The sequence below is a fragment of the Paenibacillus sp. GCM10027626 genome, assembly GCF_042676285.1.
GTDB lineage: Bacteria > Bacillota > Bacilli > Paenibacillales > Paenibacillaceae > Paenibacillus_Z.
Map to the genome: position 1 here is coordinate 1 of NZ_JBHTHC010000039.1, position 19,685 is coordinate 19,685.

Sequence of the window (19,685 nt, forward strand, 5' to 3'; positions counted from 1 at the left end):
CCCATCTGTACGCGCCAAGGGGGCAGCGTCCTTTTGCGCCTTCGCTCAAACTCAAGCTGCATTTGGTTCAGGCGATGGAGAACTTGTCCGATCGCCAGCTTGAGATTCGTTTAATGTTTGACATCGCAGCGATACCGTCAGATCGGCAATGATCGCAAAGTCTTCTGCAGCGTCAATTCCTTCGTAGAATTGCACATTACCCGGATCATAGGAAGCCTTGACCGCCGAAGAGCCAATTGCCGCGAGCGTGCCCTTCAATATAGCGGCAGTCGCCGTATTGCCTGTGTGCGGCTTGAGTGTCACCGTGATGCCAGCCCGCTTCGCTTCAGCAGCGACAAGCCGAAAATGTGCTGCGAATTTCTCGTCAGCAGCCTCGCGCTCGCCCGCCTCCAGCGGTTCATTCGGGAACTGGCGATAGCCCCATGTCCCCAGACTGATAACTTCGCTTGCCCCAACAATTTTGGCAAATGCAAACAGCTGCGCTGCACGTTCAATTGGCTGCCCAGGAGCGAGCCAGGAGGTGCCCACGAGTGACGACGCCTTCAGTCCGTATCGCTCCAACTGCCGTATAATCAACTCCGCCCCCGCTTCGTTGCAGCTTTCCAGCACCTCTTTCCCCTCATGTGGCAAGCCGAAGACGATATAGCGGTACCCTGCGCCAGCAATGCCTTGCAAAGACCGTTCAAACGAAAATGCATTGTAAGGCAATGTCATACATGCAAGTTTGATTACGCTCATGCTTTACGCTCCTCCGGCTGCCGCTTGCCGGCTTGACGCAATGGGCCGTAATCGACGGCCACCTCGCACCGCTCGCGCAGAGAGCGGATAGCCGCCTCGGAAACAGCGATCGCGCGCAATCCGTCTTCTAATGTAATGAGCGGCTGCTTATTCTCGCGAACACAGGAGACAAAGTGGCCATTTAGCTGCTCCCACATATCATTGCCGGTAAATTGAATCCGCTCTTCCGGCCCATTGTCGCTCTTAACTCGCAGCTCGCCGTTCGAATTGACCACAGTCAAGTTCTCTGTTGCTACACCGGTCGTATCATCCTCGACCCGAGTCACCCATGGCGTGCTGACATGCGCGACCGCTCCGCTTGTATAACGGACCGCCACTGTGAACGCATCGCTGATTTTGTCTGCCTGCGGGCTGCTTGCACCATAAGCAAATACGCTTTCGATGTCGCCGCCGTACCAGTGCAGCAGATCATAATCGTGAGAACCATGCGAGTAAATCGGCCCTGATTTGTCGCTGCCGTCGAAATACCAATTCGGCGTATCATAGAAATGATCCCGATATTTATCGTACACGCTTTGGGTCGGGGCAAGGTAGTGCGTGCGCATCGACCACGCCTGAAGCACTTTGCCGGCTCCCGGCCGCGATAAGATTTCCTTCATCTTCCGATATGCCGGAGAGAAGCGCAGCGGATAGGCAACCATGGCTTTCAGCTCAGGACGCTTGGCGCTGGCTTCAATAATTTTGGCAGCATCCTCCAGCGAGGTTGCGATGACCTTTTCCAGAAATAAGTGCTTGCCGGCCTCTAGGACGGCAATGGCAATGTCCGTATGAAGATGATCCGGCGTTGCCACCCATACAGCGTCGAGATCCTGCTTCAGCAGTTCCTCATAGCTATCGCAGACATGGCCGCCTGCTTCCTTGCTTAATCGCTCCGCTTTATCGCGGGAACGATTGTAGAGCGCGGCTATTTTTATGTCAGGCATCTGCCGGAGCGTGCGGGCATGAAGACTTCCCATTAATCCGCAGCCAATGACCCCAACTTTAAGCATTTGAAACCCTCCCTAATCATTAAAATTCCTACACTTGTACGCCTTCTGTCGCGTAAGCCGCCCAAATCGTCCGATGCGATGGCATTGCTTTCTCGCCGCTGGTGTCCGATTCCCGCGCTTCGGCAATACAGGACAGGAAGTGCTCGATTTCATAAATCGCGTTGCCGCTCTTGCTGGCATTCGCCGGCGGCTCTGCATCGTGCAGCATTTCCGTCCCTTTATCGGTTACTGCTTTAATTTTGAGCAAATCGCTGGTTATCGCAATAAGCCCTTCTGTCGTATGAATATGGAATAGATTAGGCCGTGCGGAATGCTTCATGCCCCAGCTGCAAGTAATATGACCAAGCGTTCCATTCTCAAACAGGATCGTCGCCTGAGACGTTCCTTCTCCCTCCAGCCATTCCGTCCCGACGCGCGTTCCAAGAGATACTGCGCATTTCGGCTTGCCAAAGAACCATAACATCAAATCTACATAATGGCAGCCGTGGCTGAACAGAACGCCGCCCCCAAGCTTATCCTTGCTGGCGAGCCAGCTGTTCGGATTCGGCGGCAGGTAGCCTTCAATCCAGCAGTTGGCATTGATCGGGCGTCCGTACTTGCCGCTGTCCAAAGCCTCTTTAAGCTTGATCAATGACGGCACATAGCGCAAAATGTATGCCACCATCAGCTGCACTTTGTGAGCGTTTGCCGCTTCAATAAGCTCCAGACATTCCGCCTCCGAATTGGCAAGCGGCTTCTCGATCAGCACATGCTTGCCTGCCTTGATCGCCTGCATCGCCTGCGGAAAATGCAGATGGTGAGGCGTACACAGGCTGACCGCATCGATATCGTCAATTATTTCGCTGAAGTCCGTTGTATAATTGCAGCCCAGCTCCTCACCTACCTCCCTAGCCTTAGCTTTATCCAGGTCAACGACCCAGCGCAGTTCCGATTGCTCCGACTCGTAATAGGAATAAGCATGCGCCAGACCCATGTTCAACCCGACAACTGCAGTACGAATTTTGTTTGTCATTTGATCCCCTCCACATCTTGTTGATTGTTGCGAACCTGCCTTCATCATAGCGCCAACTAGCGGCAAAAGCTTTGTACTTTGGATGCCCAGATTTGTTCTTTCGTTCGGAAGATGCCCTTGCAGAAAACAGCAAAGGAGGGCAGAATGAGAGAAGGACGTTAGAAAACGGAACCACAGTCCGCTCGCCGTCAGTCAAGATAGAAGGGGGCTTCTTGATGAGCTTGCCAAAGCTAAAGCTGAAAAAGATTCTAAACGTGGACAGTATTATCAGCTTCCACTATGCCGAATACCCCAAAAGCTTCCGCGCCCAGGATTGCTATGATTTCTGGCAATTGTTTTACGTGGATAAGGGAGAATGGGAGTTTTGCGCAGATCCGGTTACGGTCACGATGAAGCAAGGCGACTGCCTGTTCGTCCCGCCGAATGTCATACGCAGAAGCGAGACGAAGCCGGTCACGCCCCCGAATGTATTGATCCTTTCCTTCGAATGCCGCTCGGCCTCGATACGCCGGCTCGCCCGCCGCACCTTCCGGCTGAACGGCGAGGAGCGGCATACGCTTTCGCTATTGGTTCAGGAGGGCAATAACGCCTTTTTGCCGCCGCCGCTCGCCATGACGCGCAAAAGCGGGAAATTTCGTTTGAACGATCAAGCCCCGCCCGGCAGCCAACATATGGTAAAAAACTATTTGGAAATTTTGCTGCTTTCCCTTCTGCGCCGGGCCGACAAGATGCAGCCCATTGAGAAGCTGCCAGCCGCCCCGCAGGAAAAACGTGAGAACTCCTTCGTCGAACAGCTGATAGCATACATCGAGGAAAATTTGGGGAGCGACCTGTCGATATCTGCCCTCTGTCGCAAATTCGCGGTCAGCAGAACGCATCTGTACGATGCCTTCAAGAAAAGACAGGGCTGCGGCATATCCGATTATGTGCGCAAGCTCCGCATCGAGCGGGCCAAGATCATGATTCGCGAAGAGACGAGCAGCATGACGGAAATCGCCGAACGCCTGGGATACAGCAGTATTCATTATTTCTCCAAAGATTTCAAGAAAATGACCGATATGACCCCCAGTGACTATGCCCGCAGCATCCAAGTGAGGGCGGGGCGAAGACAGTAAGCGCACAAAAATCGAGTGGCATTTCATTATTTTTCCAGAAAAGGTTTCCCCAAATAACCTTGACGACAAGCACATAGCGGGCTATCATAATAGCAGACCATTCCCTTATTTTGGAAAAACGTGGTTTGCGATCCACAATTTACCGATCCAAGGGCTGATGTCCTTTTTCCATTTTATTTTTCGATGAACATTTTTGCACTGATTTGAAAAGAGAGGCTGAACATGAGCAAAACGATGAAATGGGCAGTGACGGCACTGTTAGCTGTCCTGCTTTTGACAGGCATCCTGCCGTCTGCAGGGCTGCTGGCTCCGCACTTTAGCGGAAACGGGACGACTGCAGCAACGGCTGCCGGCAGTCAGACAGTTACCGCCGATATTACACCTCCGCCTGCACCGGAGGACAAAGAGGGAACACCAAAGAAAAAGACGCTTATTATGGGGACTTCAGCGGAATATGCTCCTTATGAAGTAGTCGATGCCAAAAATGGCGGCGACATTATCGGCATGGATGTCGACATTGCCAGGACGATTACAGAAAAGCTCGGCTATGAACTGAAGTTTTCCAATATGGATTTCAACGGCCTGATTGCCGCCTTGCAGACCAAACGCGTCGATTTTGTCATGTCGGCTATGTCGGTGACTGAAGAACGCAAGCAAAGCGTCGATTTTTCGGACGGCTACTATGTTGCACGCAACACGATCGTCTCCAGAGAAAAGGATAACTATCAGACCACCGAGCAGTTAAAAGGCAAACGGGTGGGCGTACAGCTCGGCTCCATTCAGGAAAAAGCCGCAGCCGACATAAAAGGCGCAGAAATTGTGAAATTAAACCGGATTCCCGATATCGTACAAGAGATGAAATCGGGGCGGCTGGATGCGGCCATTTTTGAAGATGCGATTGCCCTTAATCAAACCGCGGTCAACACTGATCTTGTCTATAGCATGATCCCGGCTGCCATCGGAGATGACGGCTATGCCATTGCCTTTCCGCAGGATTCGCCGCTTCGCGCGGAATTTAACGCCGTTTTGATGGAAATGAAGCAAAACGGCCAGCTTCAGGCTATTATTGACAAGTGGTTTGGCAAGCCTGGGGAAGAACGGAAACCGCGCGGTTTTCTTGATTTTGCCGTGCTGAATGGATACATGGGCTATTTGCTGCAGGGTGTGTTCGTCACGCTGCTGTTTACATTCGTATCTGCACTTTTCGGATTTATCTGGGGTGCCATTCTGTCCTTATTTAAATTATCCAGCGTCAAAATACTGCAATGGTTTGCAACCGTCTATACTTCCATCTTCCGCGGAACGCCGCTGCTGCTGCAATTGCTGCTGTTCTACTTTGCTACGCCGCAGCTGACGGGCTACGATATTTCGGCTCTGATGGCTGCCGGTCTCGCTTTCGGACTTAACTCGGCCGCCTACTTGTCGGAGACGATTCGCGGCGGCATTATGGCGGTGGACAAAGGGCAGCGCGAAGCGGCCATGGCACTCGGCATCCCTTACCGGACGATGATGATCCGCATTATCTTCCCGCAAGCGATCAAAAACATTTTGCCTGCACTGGTAAACGAATGTGTCGCATTAGTGAAAGAATCGTCGCTCGTCTCCGTGATCGGCGTCACTGACCTGATGCGCCGCGCCAACATGGTGCAATCCGATACAGCCCGGGCTTTCGAACCTTTGCTGTTCGTCGCAGCAATCTATTATATTCTGGTCTTGATTCTGACAACGCTAGCCCGTTTGCTTGAAAGGAGGATGCGCCGCAGTGATTAAAGTAGAGCAGCTGACCAAGACCTTCGGCAAATTGGAGGTACTTAAAGGAATTAGCACAACAGTAGAGCGCGGTGAAGTTGTCGCAGTTATCGGCCCTTCAGGCTCGGGCAAGTCGACTTTTCTGCGCTGCCTGAACTTGCTGGAAGTTCCGACAGGCGGGCGGATCACGATTGAGGATGTCGACATCACAGACCCGAAAACCGACATTACCCGTGTCCGGCAGCGGATAGGCATGGTATTCCAGCATTTTCACTTGTTTCCGCATATGACGGTGATCGACAATATTACTTTCGCGCCTATCAAAGTCAAAGGTATGGCCCGCGAGGAAGCGCGGGCGAAGGGGCTGAGCCTGCTTGAGCGCGTCGGGCTGCGGGACAAAGCCGAGGTGTTTCCGTCGCGCCTGTCCGGCGGACAAAAGCAGCGTGTCGCAATTGCCCGCTCGCTTGCGATGGACCCTGACATTATGCTGTTCGACGAGCCCACTTCAGCGCTTGACCCCGAGATGGTCAAGGAAGTGCTCGCCGTTATCCGTGACCTCGCTTCAACCGGGATGACGATGCTGATCGTGACCCATGAGATGAAGTTTGCGCGCGAAGCCGCGAACACGATCTATTTTCTCGACGGCGGCAAGCTGATCGAACGGGCGCAGCCGGAGCTGTTCTTCACGCGTCCGCAAAGCGAGCGCGCTGCGCGGTTTCTCGAGCAAGTGCTTTAAGCGACAACAACAAAATGCAGCAATCCCCTCTTCGCTAACTGGAAGAGGGGATTATTTTGCACCAAATACAACATTTGAATCAGGATTCTGCCATATTGGCCGATAATGTTGTACGTTTTGCAACAATGATCGCCTTTGAAACCCTATAAAGGGGGAGTTTGTTGTGTTTTGTACAACAATTTCTGGGGACGCTTGCTACTCATTCAAGATTTGTTGCACAAACTGCAACATTGGAGCGCATTTTCCCTTTCACCGGACGCCGGACAGCGGCAAGAACGCTGCGTTCCCAGATGAGCCATCGGAACACATCCCGATTCCGCGTTTAATATTGCACCCGCACTGGCGTTCTTGTTTTCGCTGATTCCATGATCGCCAAAATAACCATTGTCGTATTGTACGCATCTTCCATCGTCACCAGGAAAGGCTCACCGCTAATCAACTGATCGACGAAATGGCGGATGCTTTCGTAAGCAAAGCCTTTTGGCTTGCCGTGGATGAAATGCCGCACCAGTAAATCCGGCCGGTCAGCCTTCGTTTCTGTAAACCGCTCCAGCATCTGGCTGTGCGTCGGATCGATATTGAACATCCCTTTCGTTCCCGTAATGTTCAGCTTCATGTCGTTGACATTCGGATTGGTGTTCGGGGTAATCCAGCCGTTCTCCATCGTCGCGATGCCGCCCTTGCGGAATTCCAGAATCGTCTGATAAACGTCGACTGTATCCACGCCTGCTTCTTGCAGGACGCCCGCCCGGGAAACCGAATATACGCGCTCAACCTCATCGTCAAACAGCCAGCGCAGCACATCGACGCTGTGATAACCGAGAAACCATAGAATAGACGATTTCGCCGCCCAAGGCAGCAGATCGGTCGCCACCCATTTAATATCGTTCAGCCGGTAATAAGCGCTGTATGGCTCCCCGATTTCGCCGTCCACGATCGACTGCTTCGGAAGGGCAAACAACGGGCTCCAGCGGCTGTGCAAATCCACCATCATCCGGACATTGTGCTTTTTCACCGCATCCATGATCGCATTCGCTTCCTCGCGGCTCGTCGTCAGCGGCTTCTCAATAATGAAATGCTTGCCTGCCTTGGCGCAATCGATCGCCACCTCGGTATGGGCAAAGTCCGGGGTCACAATCGCGACCGCGTCAATGCCCCCTTTGGCCAGCATTTCCTTATGATCGCTGAATACCTGCGACTCCGGCAAATTAAATTTTTGCGCCAGCGCGCGGGCACGCTCAATATTCAAGTCGCAGATTGCCGCAAATTCTGCATGCGGATGGTCATTATAAATGAAAGCGTGCGTCTCCCCCCACGTTCCCGCGCCGACAATCCCCATTTTGATCGTTGTCATAACCAAACAACTTCCTCTCCATTTAGTATTATCTGTATCAAGCAAGCTTAATCGGCCTTATCATCCAGCCGTTATTTCACGCCGCCAAACGTCAAGCCGCGAATCATATACTTTTGCACAATCATCGCAAATATGAGCACTGGCAAAATCGTCACGATGCCGATCGCCGACATTTCTCCCCAGACAACCCCTGAAACCGACAAAAACAGCGTGACAGTCGTCGGCAATGTGCTGGCATCCGAGCTCGTCAGGAACAAGGCGAAGACAAATTCATTCCAGGAGTTGATCAGACAGAAAATCGCGGTTGCGATCAGACCCGGCGTTGCCAGCGGCAAAATAATCTTGATAAACACTTGAAACCGGGATGCCCCATCCACAAAAGCGGCTTCCTCCAAGGCGACCGGGATTTCTTCGAAAAAGCTGCGCATCATCCAGATCGTAAACGGAATATTAAAGAGCATATAACTGACAATGAGTACAATATGAGTATCCAGAACATTCAGAAAGCTTGCCATAACGAATATCGGAATGACCGACGCCATCGGCGGCAGCATCCGCAGGCTGAGCACCCAGAACGCCCGGTTTTCTTTCTTCTTGAATTCGAATCTGGCGAAGCCATAAGCGGCCAGACCGCCGATGAAGATCGAGAATACCGTCGTCAGCACAACAACGATGGAGCTGTTTTTCAAATATTCGACCGCATTGCGGTTTTCAAAAACCATTTTGTAGTTTTCAAAGGTAGGCGAGAAAAACCAAACGCTCGGATCATACGTTAATGTCTTCGTCTTCAAGCTGATAATAATCATCCACAATAGCGGAAATACGCATAGCGCACATACGAGCAGCAGGGCAGCCGCAGCGGAGACGCCCATTTTTTTCGTTCCATACGGATTCATCCTCTGTTGTCCACTCCCCTCCTGTAGGCTTGGATCAGCAGCCAGCTAATAACAGTCGTCAGCAGCAGCAAAATGACGGAAACCGCCGCCGATCGCCCGACCCAGCCAGTCTGCGCGAAGCCCAGACGGTATATATGCAGGCTCAAAAATTCCGTACTGCTGCCGGGCCCGCCCTGTGTGAGCGAATACGGAATATCGAACGTCTTCAAAGAATCGATCGCGCGGAAAACAACCGCCAGCAAAATCATCGGTTTGAGCAGAGGCAGCGTCACGCTGCGGAAAATTTGCCATTTGTTCGCCCCGTCAATCGCCGCCGCCTCATACGGGTCAGTAGGCAATGAGCGAATGCCGGCATAAATGATCAGTGCCACAAAAGGCGTATTTTGCCAAATATCAACCAGGACGGTCGACCAGAAGGCGTTTTCCGCCGACAGCCAGATGACTTTACCGCCGAAAAATTGCAAAAAATAGTTGAGGACTCCGTATTCCGCATTCAGCATCAGCTTCCAAATTTGTCCCGTAATACTTGGTGTCATAGCAATCGGAACAATCAGACAGGCAAATGCGAGAAATTTTAATTTAAATTCGCGGTCAAGCAGCGTTGCCAGCCAAAAACCAAGCAATAGCTCTACAGCGGTCACGATGACCATAAAAACGATACTGATCCAGAACGAATGCCAAAACTCCGGGTCGCCCCCGGAAAAGAGCCTGATAAAATTGTCCAGGCCGACGAACTTGAACGATTCGTAGCCAAGCTCGTAATTCGTCACACTTAGCACATAAAGAAAGATCGTCGGGATCAAAGTAAGCAGGCCAAGTATGAGAATAGCCGGCATAATATAAATCAAATGCGGTCTCTGCCGAAAGTAAGAACGCAGCACTTCGGTTCACCCTCTTTGTATGTTGGCTTAAGGCGAAGACCGCCGCTTTTGGGGGGCGGCGGCTCCGCAAATAGCTGCAGGCTTCTTTAGCCTACAATATCTTCAACTTCCTTCTGCGCCTTTTCGGACGCCTGATCTACTGTCATTTCGCCGGACATCGCCGAGCTCACATAGTAACCGACACGATCAAGAATCTGGCCGAGCTTCTCATGCGGCGGAATCCAGGAGATGCCTTTCTCTACCAGCACATTGGCATCGTTCAACGCTTCAAGCTGAACCGGATACGAGCTGTCCTTCGCGACAAGCTCCTCATCCTTATAGATCGATGTCCGCACCGGAACACCGCCGCCGGTCACATAATCCTTCGCTTTCTCTTTGCTGTTCATGTAGACAATGAATGCCCAAGCCGCTTCTTTATTTTTGGATAGCGAGGAGATCGACATATTCCAGCCTGCAAGCGCGCTCGCTTTGCCGCCAGGTCCTTCCGGTGTCGGTGCGAAAGCGACTTTATCCGCTACCTGGGATCCGCTCGGATCAAGAATCCGGGTCGCCAGCGCAGTCGCATCGAGCCACATGGCAGCCTTGCCAGTCGTGAATGCGGACAACGCCTCTTCATGCGTATAGGAAGCAACGTCCTTCGGCGCATTTTTCAACAAATCCACATAAAACTGCATTGCCTGCTTCGTCTTCGGATCGGTCATCGTTACAGCGCCGGTCTTCTGATCGATAAAGCCGCCGCCAAAATTGTACATGACGGTCATCAGGCCGGATGCGGCATGAATGCCGCGCTGGGCGCGCATGGAGACGCCGTACAGCCCGTCTTCCTTGCCATTGAAAAATTTAGCCAGCTCCAAAAATTCGTCCATCGTCTTTGGCGGCTGCTTGCCGTACTTCTCGAACAGATCTTTGCGGTAAGCGATAAATCTCGTCTCGCCAGCAGTCGGAATGCCGTAAACTTTGCCGTCATATTTGCTGATGCCGTTCCGGTATGCCGGAACGATATCTTCATAGTCGAACCATCCCGGCGTCAGCGCAGTATTTGCAATATAATCGTCAAGCGGTTCAACGACCTTCTTCGCGCCATATTCGCTCATCCAGAAGCCGTCAACCATCAGCACATCATAGGTTCCTGTCTTACCCGTAAAGTCGAGAAGCTGTTTATTTTTGAGGTATGTTTCCTCCATCACTTCCCAACGCACCTTGATGCCCGTTAACGCTTCGAAGTCTTTTGTCATTTTTTGAAACGATTCTGTAGACGGGTGGCTCGCGAAGGCCAGATTGATTTCCGTTCCGTTATAACGCTCTTTCATTGCCTTGCCCCATGCCTCAAGCGTAGCTGTTGATGCCTCATCGATCGGCGTTTGGCTGCCGCCATCTGTTTTTCCGCCATTGTTGCCCGCTTTGGCACCGCTGCCATTTCCGCTTGAGCAAGCCGCCAGTGATAGTACGAGCAGCAAAAGTACAACTATCTGGGCTGTCTTTCTTCCCATTTCAGACACTCCTTTTTTTGTATTGTTTTGTACTGTCAACCGTGGAATACAGCCTCTGCATTACGTTTCCACAGTGCCTATTGTAAAATGTAAAAGCGTTTTCAACCATGGCGCGTATCGCCTTCTCTTGTCTTAAAAAAACTTAGTTGCCTTTACGAAACCCTCCATACCTATGCGGTTTCAAATTTCTAACGGACTCAGGAGCCGCTATTTCCACTGAAATCGGCCATTTCAAAATCTAACGGAAACAGATGCCACTATTGTAGTTGAAATCAGCCGTTTTCGCCTATTTTGATTGAAATAAGGGCGCTGGCGTCCGTTAAAATCTATATCGGCTTATTTTCCGCAAATAAGGGCTGTGGTGTCCGTTAGCCGCTCATCTCGCCAAAAAAGCGCAAACCGCCTATTGCGAGGCGGCCCGCGCTTCTACAGCTATCGATTTTTCTCCCGGAATTCAAGCGGCGAGATGCCAAAAAACTTTTTGAATACTTTAGAAAAGTACGGGTAATCCTGAAAGCCGCATTGTTCGGCGATTGCATTGATTTTCGCCGTTTCATCTTCCTTCAGCAGCCTTCTCGCCTGCTCCAGCCGGAATTCGCCAATATACTGCGTAATCGGTTTGCGCATCACTTCCCGGAAAATTTTGCTCAAATAGGCGGTGGTCACGCCCGTCCGGTCCGCAAGCACCGACAGCCCCAGTCCCGGATCGTGGTAGTTCTGCTCGATGTACAGCAGTACATCGTCTACAATCCGTTTATTGCGCGGAGCCCGATTGTCCGCTACCGCTGCCATTTGCGCGAGCAGATAGTCCCGCCATTTGTCAAGCAGCTCCTCGATCGACATTGAGCTTTGATTGATCGCTGAAGATTCGTCAGGAGCCGACAGCTTAATATTGAGAAACAGCTCTGAACGGAACAGCAGTTGGACATAGCCCATCATTTGCTTGATCTGGATCAGCGGAAATTCCTGCTCCTGGCAATAAATCCGCCACTTATCCAGCGCCGAGTCGAGTTCCGGTACGTTCTCGGAGATAACGGCTTTGACCAGTGAGGTCACAATATCCTTGATAATGCTGATGCTCGCCATATCCATCCTGGACGTCCATTTGGCCGGGTCCTTCAACAGCACCTTTGAAATAACTTCATTGAGATTTTCCTGCGTAACCGGCTTCAGCAAATAATCCGCAACTTGATGGCGCAGCGCCTGCTGGACGTAGGCAAATTCGGCATACCCCGTTAAAATAACCCATTCAATGTCCGGATATGCATTCCGCAGCGCCCCGATCAGCTCCAATCCGTTCATGATCGGCATCTGAATATCTGTAATGATCAGATCCGGCTTGTGCTCCGCCACCTTCTGCATCGCTTCTTCGCCGTTGCGCGCCTCATCCAGCGACGCGCCGGCCTGATATAGCGTTTCCAGCAGCTTGATGATGCCTTTGCGAATAATAAGCTCATCATCAACGACTAATATCCGCATCCGTATCCCCCTCCTTTGGCAGTATAATCCGAACTGTGACGCCGCCCGCCATCGATTCCTCGACATGCAGGCCGTAGCCGTTCCCGTACCGCAGACGAATCCGGTGGTGCACGTTGAGCAGCCCGATCCCCCGCCGGATACCGGCGGCAGCTTCTTGCTCCTTCGGCTCCAGCTCGGCTGCAAGCAGCTTGTTCAGTTCGTCCATATCCGCTTCGGGCATCCCTTGCCCGTTATCCTCAATGTAAACGGCATAAGCGCCGCTACCGCAATCCTCCGCATAAATTTTCAAATAATAGTCGCGCTCCCCCGTAAAAGCATAGAGGAAGGCGTTTTCTACAATCGGCTGCAGCGTCAGCTTTACAATCGGATAATGATAAAATGGTTCAAGCCCGTCCAGATCAAGCTCGATGTCCGGATAGCGCTCCTGCTGAATTTGCAAATAAGTTTCGACATGCGACAACTCAATGCGCAGCGTAACCTCGGCCCTTTTATTATCGACAGGGTAGCGAAAAAAATCGGCCAATGCCTTGCTCATCCGGCTGATACTCGGCACTTCGTTCAGGATGGCCTGGCAGTTGATTACTTCCAGTGTATTATACAGAAAATGCGGGTTGATCTGGTTCTGCATAGCGAGCAGCGTCGCGTCCTTCTGCTTCATTTCAGCCTGAAACTTTTCGGACTGCACCTTGTACACCGTATCGATCATATCCGATAAAGTAGCCAGCATCTTGTTAAAATTCCGGCCAAGCAGGCCGATCTCATCGCTATATTTTCCGGTAAACCTTACATCAAGATCACCCATTTCTACCCGCTTCATCAATTGGACAAGCTTGCGGATCGGCCGGACCAGCGTATAGGAAAGCACGAATGAAATGAGCAGCGTTATGAGCAAAATTAATACGATTACATAAGGCTGAACGCTTTGGATTTTGCGAACCTCGTTCTTGATTGCCGCTGAGCTGATATACGCCTGAACGCGAAAGCCGCTATAGCCCAGCTGTGAATTCGTTTCCAAATAATGCGCCCGCCCCGCTTCAGGCACTTCCGGAAATGACGTATAGACCGCACGCCCGGCGGAATCCTTCAACTCAATCGATAGATTTTCGGTGGCCAGGAGGCGGAAGGCATCGCTAAACATTTTACCGTTCAAACGAACGACCAGCATGCCACTCTTGCCGCCAACATCGTATTTGCCCAATGTCAAATAAATTGTGTGCAGCGAGCGATCTTGGTAAAACATCAGTTGGTCGGTCGGCTCCGACCACAGCGTTGTTTGTTTGCTGCTAAATTTTTTATACCAGCTTTGCTCGCGGTAATTGATCCCGGTAACCGGATCGAGCCCTGAATCGTACAGCAAAATCTCGCTGCCCGTAGACTCGTCCCTGACGATGAACAAGGCTGAATCCAGCTCGCTCGAATACTGCAGACGAAATGCAGCAAGCGCCGCCTTTGCTTTTTCTCTATCCTTCGTCTCCAGCAATTCCGCGCCCATATCGGTATAGTAAAAAAAGTAAAAGATATTGCTGACGATCCGATTCAACTGGTTGTCCAAATTGAGCCCCGCCTGATTGATCGAGCGCTGCACTCTGTCTGTCTCGCTCGCCGTGAAAATCCGCTGCGTGTACTGCTGGTAAGCAGCCGCGAGAAAAAACAGTCCGGTAAATGAAACGATACAAATCGAAACAAAAATTTTTACAAACAGCTTGCGGTTCATCAGCCATGTCATGATTGCTTTGCCCATGTTTGCCAGTAACACCCCTCCCGATCACTCTTCGTCTTTAGTATAGCATTTGGACGCAACCCGCTAGCGCATTATTATTATTGCCAGTAATAGAAAAATTTGATTTGAAAGAGGGCAAAATCAAAGTAAAGGATAGCAATTTTGCGGATGAAAACGGCGCACGATTGTGATACGATATCTCCGTTACAGCTAGATTGAACGTAAGAGAGAGCGAGTGGTTAGGTGTGGGAGTTACGGCTGACGGTACGGTATCCGGCGGTGCAGGCTTGAATTTGTATCGGCTGACATGGCCGATTTTACTTGAATTGGTACTCTTTACATTGATGGGAACGGCGGATACGCTCATGCTAAGCGGCGTTTCTGATGATGCGGTGTCCGGGGTTGGAGTGGTCAACCAGTATTTGTTTATTTGCATTCTGATCATGGAAGTGATCAGCAACGGGGCTTCTATCGTGGTAGCTCAATATATCGGGTCCAGACGAATGCTCGAAGCTTCCAAAATTTCAGCGCTGGCTATTACACTAAATTTGCTGCTTGGTCTCGCGGTCAGCGCAGTGCTGTATATATTCGGCGGAGCCATCCTGGAATCGATGAATCTTGAGCCGCCTGTCCTTCGATATGCCCATGTCTATATGGAGATTGTGGGAGGCTTTATCTTTTTTCAGGCATTGATCAATGTCTTTGCCAGCTTGATTAGAACTTACGGCTTTACAAAGCAATCGATGTATGTATCGCTAGGGATGAACATCATTCATGTGGGGCTGAATTACGCCCTCATTTTTGGCCATTTGGGCTTTCCTGAGATGGGCGTGGCCGGAGCGGCTGTATCCACTGTCATCAGTCGGGTATTAGCGCTGGCCGTCTTCATCTGGATGCTGTACCGCGTCATGGAAGTGCGGATCGCGATCAGGTACTATGTCACCTTCACACGAGCGTATATCCGTAAAATTATGTCGGTCGGCATCCCGTCTGCACTCGAGCAGATTACTTATCATTCCTGTCAAACCGTGTTTCTGTATTATGTCACTTTTCTGGGTACAACTGCGCTCGCTTCGCGCTCTTATGCGATGACGATTTCGCAATATATTTATCTGTTCAGCGCTGCGATCGGTATAGGAACAGCAATTATCGTCGGACGATGCGTAGGCGCAGGATTGAATAATGAGGCCTTTCAGCGGGTCATTCAAAGCGCCAAATGGAGCCTCATCATCACCATTGCCGTAGATGCCGCCGTTATCGTATTTCGCGAGCCGATTCTTGGCCTCTTCACCGATAGTACGGACATTATCCGCCTGGCCTCGCAGGTTATTTTGTTCAGCATTGTGCTGGAGACCGGTCGCTCCTTCAATTTGGTATTCGTCAATTCATTGCGGGCAGCCGGCGATGCGAAATTTACAGTCTATGTCGGCTTTCTTTCCATGGTGTGCATGAGTTTGCCCCTCGGTTACTTGCTCGTGTTTCGCCTTGATCTGGGACTCGTTGGCGTCTGGCTGGCCATTGCAGCCGATGAATGGCTGCGGGGCATTGTCATGTGGAACCGCTGGCGCAGCCGGCTGTGGGAAAAGCGCTCGCTCGTCGACCCGGTGCAGCCGGCCGGAACGGCTCTATAAAACGGAACGACGGTCCGCTCAGATCTGTTTGAGGCCGCTTCACCTACGCTAAAGCAAAAAGGTCGAGTTCGAAGCTGCTTAAGCCCGGACTCAACCTTTTTCATTTATTTTACTTTAATAGAAGTAACAACGTTATTGACCAGCTTTAGCTCTACCGCTTGCCCTGGATTCAGCTTTGTCACTTTGCCGACAACCTGCATATCCGGAGCAACGTTCAGCACCAGCACTTGCTCTCCGCCATTAAATGGTTTGGAAATGGAGACTGCCGTAATTTTACCGTCCGCATTCAATGTGAACGAATTGAACTTGCCCGACTCGATCGTATAATCAACCGATGGCTTTTTAACCTCAATGAATATGACCTTGTTCTGATAAGTACGAATGAACACTTCATCCCCAGCAAGAAGAGACGATAAGTCGGATTTTACATTATTGCGGAAAACGAAAACATTCGAATCGATCGCCAATGTCGTCTCTGTGCCATCCGGCTTGACAACGACGAGCGAACCGTTGGCAGGCGCAGCCTTCAACTTGCCTGTAATCGCCTGTGCGTCATGATCCGGCATTTCATTGTCCGTACGGTCAAGAATGGCTGCCAGCTCGGCGCGGGTAACCGGTTGGTTAGGACGGAACGTTTTATCGCTATATCCGGTAATGATGCCTTTCTCCAGCGCAACAGCTACATAGCCAACGGAGCCGGCAGGAATATTTTTGGCGTCCTTGAAGTTAAGTTCTGTATTGTTTTTCGCTTTCGCTTCGGCCTCAAGACCAAGCGCTTTCACGAGCAGCGTTGCCGCAAATAGGCGCGTGGCCGACTTGTCCGGCTGAACAACGTCATCGGTTTCCGCGAACAGGTCTTTCTCAAGCGCAACCGCGATGTAGCCGGTCGCCCACGGATATTTGCGCTTCAGTTGCTCGGCGTCTTTGAAATTCAGCTTGGTTGCCATTTCCTCCGCCGATTCCGCTTGCTCCTTCAGTCCCATCAACCGTACGGCGGCAACAATTGTCTCAATTCGCGTAATTTTCTGTTGCGGTTTGAACGTACCGTCTGCATAACCGGTGAACACACCCTTGGAGGCAAGGCGAATAATATGCTCCAGCGCCCATTTCAGCTCTTTTTCATCTTTAAAGTGGAGATGAATGCCGCCTTTTTCCTTCTTCTTTTTATTGTCTTTATCGTCGTTATAATCATTATCGTCGTCGCGATCGTCCCATTTACGCTGATCTTCCCAGTCCTGCTTAGATTTGGATTCGCTATCATGCCCTTTGCCTTTACCGTCAGCAAACGCGCTTGACGCTCCGCCCGCCAGCGTCAGTAACGCCATCGATGTAATCGCTGCTTTTTTCACTAGTGTCTTATTCATGTTGAAGCCCCTCTCCTTTTCGATAGCGGTCCAGGCCGCTGATTTGCTTTCGCCCATAAACGTTCGGCGGATCGTTGCTGGTTTAGGGGGTACCGACAAAAAATAAGACAGTTTTAATCTAATTTGAAATCACAAAAAAACGCCTGACGGCGTCCTTTAAGTTCTAACGGAAGCTACAGACGCTATTTCGCCGATAACCCCCCTTTTTGAAATCTTACGGATGTGAGCGACCTTAATTGGCCGTTTTCTTGCGAAATCGTGGTAGTGATCAGCAAATAGCGGCGCACAGTTCCGTTACAATTTCAGATCGGGCGAATTTCCGAGAATAGCGGCCGTGAGATCCGTTAGCGTTCGTTCATTTGCCAGGTGGCTGTCACCCCCCCCCTATGATCATTAAAGCGGCACAGTCCACTGCGGCCTCTGATCGATAAACCCGGCATTTTTATGGGGTTCATAGGGATAGCTTTTCAGCCGCTCGCCATCTAATGCCTCCTCGAAGCGGTGCTCTCTGTAATATTGCACAAGCCTTGCTCTGCTCGCCTCGCAAATACCGGCATGTGAAGCGGCAATATTAGTAAGCTCATCAGGGTCGTTAGCCAGATTGAATAAAGCCTCCTGCCCGCCGTTGGTATGGTAGACATATTTGTAATCGTCCCAGCGGAGCATAAATTTCAACATGTTATTGAGGCCGAATTCCCCGTACACTTCCTCTCGCAACGGCCGGCCATCGTCAGCTGCGCTTTCCAGCATGCTGATCCCGTAGCAATCAGGAGGAATCTCTCGCGCCCGCCGCATCTGCTATCGTAGCATACACATCGGTGAGCACGCCCAGCTGCTTGCGCTGAACACCTTGCGGCAGCCTTTCAGGCCAGCGCATCAGCAGCGGAATACGGGCCGACGGCTCGTAAAACGTCCTTTTGCCGTACGAATAGTGATCGCCCAACATTTCACCATGATCCGCGGTTAAAATAACCAAGGTGTTATCCGCCAGCCCATACCGCTCCAGCGTATCCATAATCTTCTTTATTTGGACATCGATCTGCGTAACGGAGCCGTAATAATAAGCCCGAATCTGTTTTTCCTGTTCCGGCGTAAGGCTATCGATGCCGTTAATTTTATAATCGTTCTGGAAGGCGATAGCGAGATCGATCGGCGCCCGCTCCTGCTCGCTTCTCACTGCTGCCGGCACCTGGTCCAGCGGATACATCGTATCATATGGCTGACACGGATCGAATGGCGGATGCGGCTTTATGAAGGAAGTGAACAGGAAGAATGGCCGATCCTTGTTTTTGCGGATTTGCTCGCATGCGGTCTCAGCTGTCCAGGCCGTCGTGTGAACCGCCTCAGGCAGCTCGGAAACCTGCGGCACATAATACATCTCGCGTCGCTTGCCATGCGGTTCCCTAATATGCATGAATCCGGAGCTTGCAAGATATTGCAAATAGTCGTCGTCATCGAAGTGGCCGGGAATTTCCTCGGATAGCAGCATCCGGTCGAAGCCATGATGCGCCCGCGGAGGAGAAAAATGCATTTTGCCGACGGCACAAGTAAAATAGCCTTCATTTCGCAATATTTGCGGCAGCGGATGTTCAATCGGATGGCGCAACGCTGTATTATCGGTCAGCCCCAGCTGGAAGGGAGCTTTGCCCGCTATAAGCCCGTGGCGGGCAGGCACGCAGACGGGTGTCTGACTGTATATGCGGTCAAAACGCACGCCTTGTTCGGCCAGCTTGTCTATATTGGGCGTTTTAACGAAATCGCTTCCATAACATCCGAGTACGTCCGCCCGCAATTGATCACACATAATGAGTACGATATTTGGCTTTTTCATATGCTGCCCCTCCCACAAATTTCCTACTGCACCCTCATTATACCTGCTCCTTCCATCTCGCTCAAGACGCCATGCATGCCTGGCGTCTCTATACTTATTTAACGCCGCTCCTGCAAAAAGTGCTATTCGTCCCTGATCAGTATATTAGCCTTGTCTTTTTACTCTACGGGATTGTATCGATCTTTAGCACGCTGATCGGCGGCAGATTGGCGGCAAGAAACGGCCTCCGGAAGCTGCGCTATGTGTTTCTGATCCAGGCCGTCGTGCTTGCATCGCTTTACTTTTCTTCCGGTTCAATGATTGGCGGCTTGATCAGCGTATCGTTCATCGCCCTGATCGTTTACATCCTGAACTCAACGATACAGCTGTATTTCATCGATTTGGCCAATAAGCATTATCCCGCCGCCAAAGACTTGGCCTCATCGCTCACTCCGGTATCGATTAATATCGGGATTGCGCTTGGCTCTTCACTGGGAGGCTTTGTTACTACAAAGATGAAGCTGATCGATGTGTCCTGGTTTGGGGCGATCGTGGCAATTTTGGCATCCGCGCTGACCTTTATCAGCTGGAGCCTTGACCGTCCGCAAATCAGCCAGCAGCAAAAAGGCCGGGTACTGGAGCAAAATTAAGCTCCGGCCCA

At 51.2% G+C, this 19,685-nt stretch carries 17 protein-coding genes and 1 pseudogene; 6 read left to right on the forward strand and 12 right to left on the reverse strand.

Annotated features, from left to right (window positions below):
• Positions 1-62: 62 nt before the first annotated feature.
• A complete protein-coding gene (locus ACFQ0N_RS36735) occupies positions 63-152 on the forward strand; it encodes a hypothetical protein (protein WP_379335287.1) in 90 nt (29 codons plus the stop codon).
• A 10-nt stretch (positions 153-162) separates the two neighbouring features.
• Here ACFQ0N_RS36735 and ACFQ0N_RS36740 read toward each other — a convergent pair.
• The 3 genes and pseudogenes from ACFQ0N_RS36740 to ACFQ0N_RS36750 all read right to left on the reverse strand — a co-directional run.
• Positions 163-738: pseudogene (locus ACFQ0N_RS36740) on the reverse strand (TIM barrel protein); the annotation flags it as partial.
• Complete coding sequence (locus ACFQ0N_RS36745; RefSeq protein WP_379335221.1) at positions 735-1,787, reverse strand: Gfo/Idh/MocA family protein; 1,053 nt, start codon at positions 1,785-1,787, stop codon at positions 735-737. The gene ACFQ0N_RS36745 and the pseudogene ACFQ0N_RS36740, both read right to left, overlap by 4 nt.
• Before the next feature lie 28 nt (positions 1,788-1,815).
• Positions 1,816-2,799, reverse strand: a complete 984-nt coding sequence (locus ACFQ0N_RS36750) for a Gfo/Idh/MocA family protein (RefSeq protein ID WP_379335223.1) — start codon at positions 2,797-2,799, stop codon at positions 1,816-1,818.
• 215 nt (positions 2,800-3,014) lie between these two features.
• On the opposite strand from ACFQ0N_RS36750, the gene ACFQ0N_RS36755 reads away from it, so the two are divergent.
• The 3 genes from ACFQ0N_RS36755 (at position 3,015) to ACFQ0N_RS36765 (ending at position 6,399) form a co-directional block, all read left to right on the forward strand.
• Entirely contained in the window at positions 3,015-3,914 is a 900-nt protein-coding gene (locus ACFQ0N_RS36755; protein WP_379335225.1) for an AraC family transcriptional regulator, read from the forward strand.
• A 222-nt stretch (positions 3,915-4,136) separates the two neighbouring features.
• Complete coding sequence (locus ACFQ0N_RS36760) at positions 4,137-5,684, forward strand: ABC transporter substrate-binding protein/permease (RefSeq protein WP_379335227.1); 1,548 nt, start codon at positions 4,137-4,139, stop codon at positions 5,682-5,684.
• The gene (locus ACFQ0N_RS36765; RefSeq protein WP_379335229.1) at positions 5,677-6,399 is read left to right on the forward strand and encodes an amino acid ABC transporter ATP-binding protein; all 723 of its coding nucleotides are present in this window, start codon (positions 5,677-5,679) and stop codon (positions 6,397-6,399) included. The genes ACFQ0N_RS36760 and ACFQ0N_RS36765 overlap by 8 nt, the downstream gene beginning before the upstream one ends.
• A 322-nt stretch (positions 6,400-6,721) precedes the next feature.
• Here the strand turns inward: ACFQ0N_RS36765 and ACFQ0N_RS36770 are convergent, their stop codons facing one another.
• From ACFQ0N_RS36770 to ACFQ0N_RS36795, 6 genes are all read right to left on the reverse strand, one after another.
• Positions 6,722-7,753, reverse strand: coding sequence for a Gfo/Idh/MocA family protein (locus tag ACFQ0N_RS36770; protein WP_379335231.1), 1,032 nt, complete (start codon positions 7,751-7,753; stop codon positions 6,722-6,724).
• A 71-nt stretch (positions 7,754-7,824) separates the two neighbouring features.
• Positions 7,825-8,649, reverse strand: a complete 825-nt coding sequence (locus ACFQ0N_RS36775; RefSeq protein ID WP_379335233.1) for a carbohydrate ABC transporter permease — start codon at positions 8,647-8,649, stop codon at positions 7,825-7,827.
• Complete coding sequence (locus ACFQ0N_RS36780) at positions 8,646-9,530, reverse strand: carbohydrate ABC transporter permease (protein ID WP_379335235.1); 885 nt, start codon at positions 9,528-9,530, stop codon at positions 8,646-8,648. The genes ACFQ0N_RS36775 and ACFQ0N_RS36780 overlap by 4 nt, the downstream gene beginning before the upstream one ends.
• Positions 9,531-9,616: 86 nt before the next feature.
• Positions 9,617-11,020 carry an ABC transporter substrate-binding protein gene (locus ACFQ0N_RS36785; RefSeq protein WP_379335237.1) on the reverse strand — a complete coding sequence of 468 codons (1,404 nt, stop codon included), beginning with the start codon at positions 11,018-11,020 and terminating at the stop codon, positions 9,617-9,619.
• Between the two features lie 432 nt (positions 11,021-11,452).
• Positions 11,453-12,499: a response regulator transcription factor gene (locus ACFQ0N_RS36790; protein ID WP_379335239.1), complete on the reverse strand. Its 1,047-nt coding sequence runs from the start codon at positions 12,497-12,499 to the stop codon at positions 11,453-11,455.
• Positions 12,480-14,240: a sensor histidine kinase gene (locus ACFQ0N_RS36795; RefSeq protein WP_379335241.1), complete on the reverse strand. Its 1,761-nt coding sequence runs from the start codon at positions 14,238-14,240 to the stop codon at positions 12,480-12,482. The genes ACFQ0N_RS36790 and ACFQ0N_RS36795 overlap by 20 nt, the downstream gene beginning before the upstream one ends.
• Before the next feature lie 224 nt (positions 14,241-14,464).
• On the opposite strand from ACFQ0N_RS36795, the gene ACFQ0N_RS36800 reads away from it, so the two are divergent.
• A complete protein-coding gene (locus ACFQ0N_RS36800) occupies positions 14,465-15,850 on the forward strand; it encodes an MATE family efflux transporter (RefSeq protein WP_379335244.1) in 1,386 nt (461 codons plus the stop codon).
• A gap of 104 nt (positions 15,851-15,954) precedes the next feature.
• On the opposite strand, the gene ACFQ0N_RS36805 is transcribed toward ACFQ0N_RS36800, so the two are convergent.
• The 3 genes from ACFQ0N_RS36805 to ACFQ0N_RS36815 all read right to left on the reverse strand — a co-directional run bounded on the left by ACFQ0N_RS36805 (position 15,955) and on the right by ACFQ0N_RS36815 (position 19,045).
• Positions 15,955-17,214: an S-layer homology domain-containing protein gene (locus tag ACFQ0N_RS36805; protein ID WP_379335246.1), complete on the reverse strand. Its 1,260-nt coding sequence runs from the start codon at positions 17,212-17,214 to the stop codon at positions 15,955-15,957.
• 393 nt (positions 17,215-17,607) lie between these two features.
• Positions 17,608-17,964: a hypothetical protein gene (locus ACFQ0N_RS36810; RefSeq protein WP_379335248.1), complete on the reverse strand. Its 357-nt coding sequence runs from the start codon at positions 17,962-17,964 to the stop codon at positions 17,608-17,610.
• A gap of 16 nt (positions 17,965-17,980) precedes the next feature.
• Positions 17,981-19,045 carry a sulfatase-like hydrolase/transferase gene (locus ACFQ0N_RS36815; protein ID WP_379335250.1) on the reverse strand — a complete coding sequence of 355 codons (1,065 nt, stop codon included), beginning with the start codon at positions 19,043-19,045 and terminating at the stop codon, positions 17,981-17,983.
• Here ACFQ0N_RS36815 and ACFQ0N_RS36820 point away from each other — a divergent pair.
• The gene (locus ACFQ0N_RS36820; RefSeq protein WP_379335252.1) at positions 19,033-19,674 is read left to right on the forward strand and encodes an MFS transporter; all 642 of its coding nucleotides are present in this window, start codon (positions 19,033-19,035) and stop codon (positions 19,672-19,674) included. The genes ACFQ0N_RS36815 and ACFQ0N_RS36820 overlap by 13 nt on opposite strands.
• Positions 19,675-19,685: the final 11 nt, after the last annotated feature.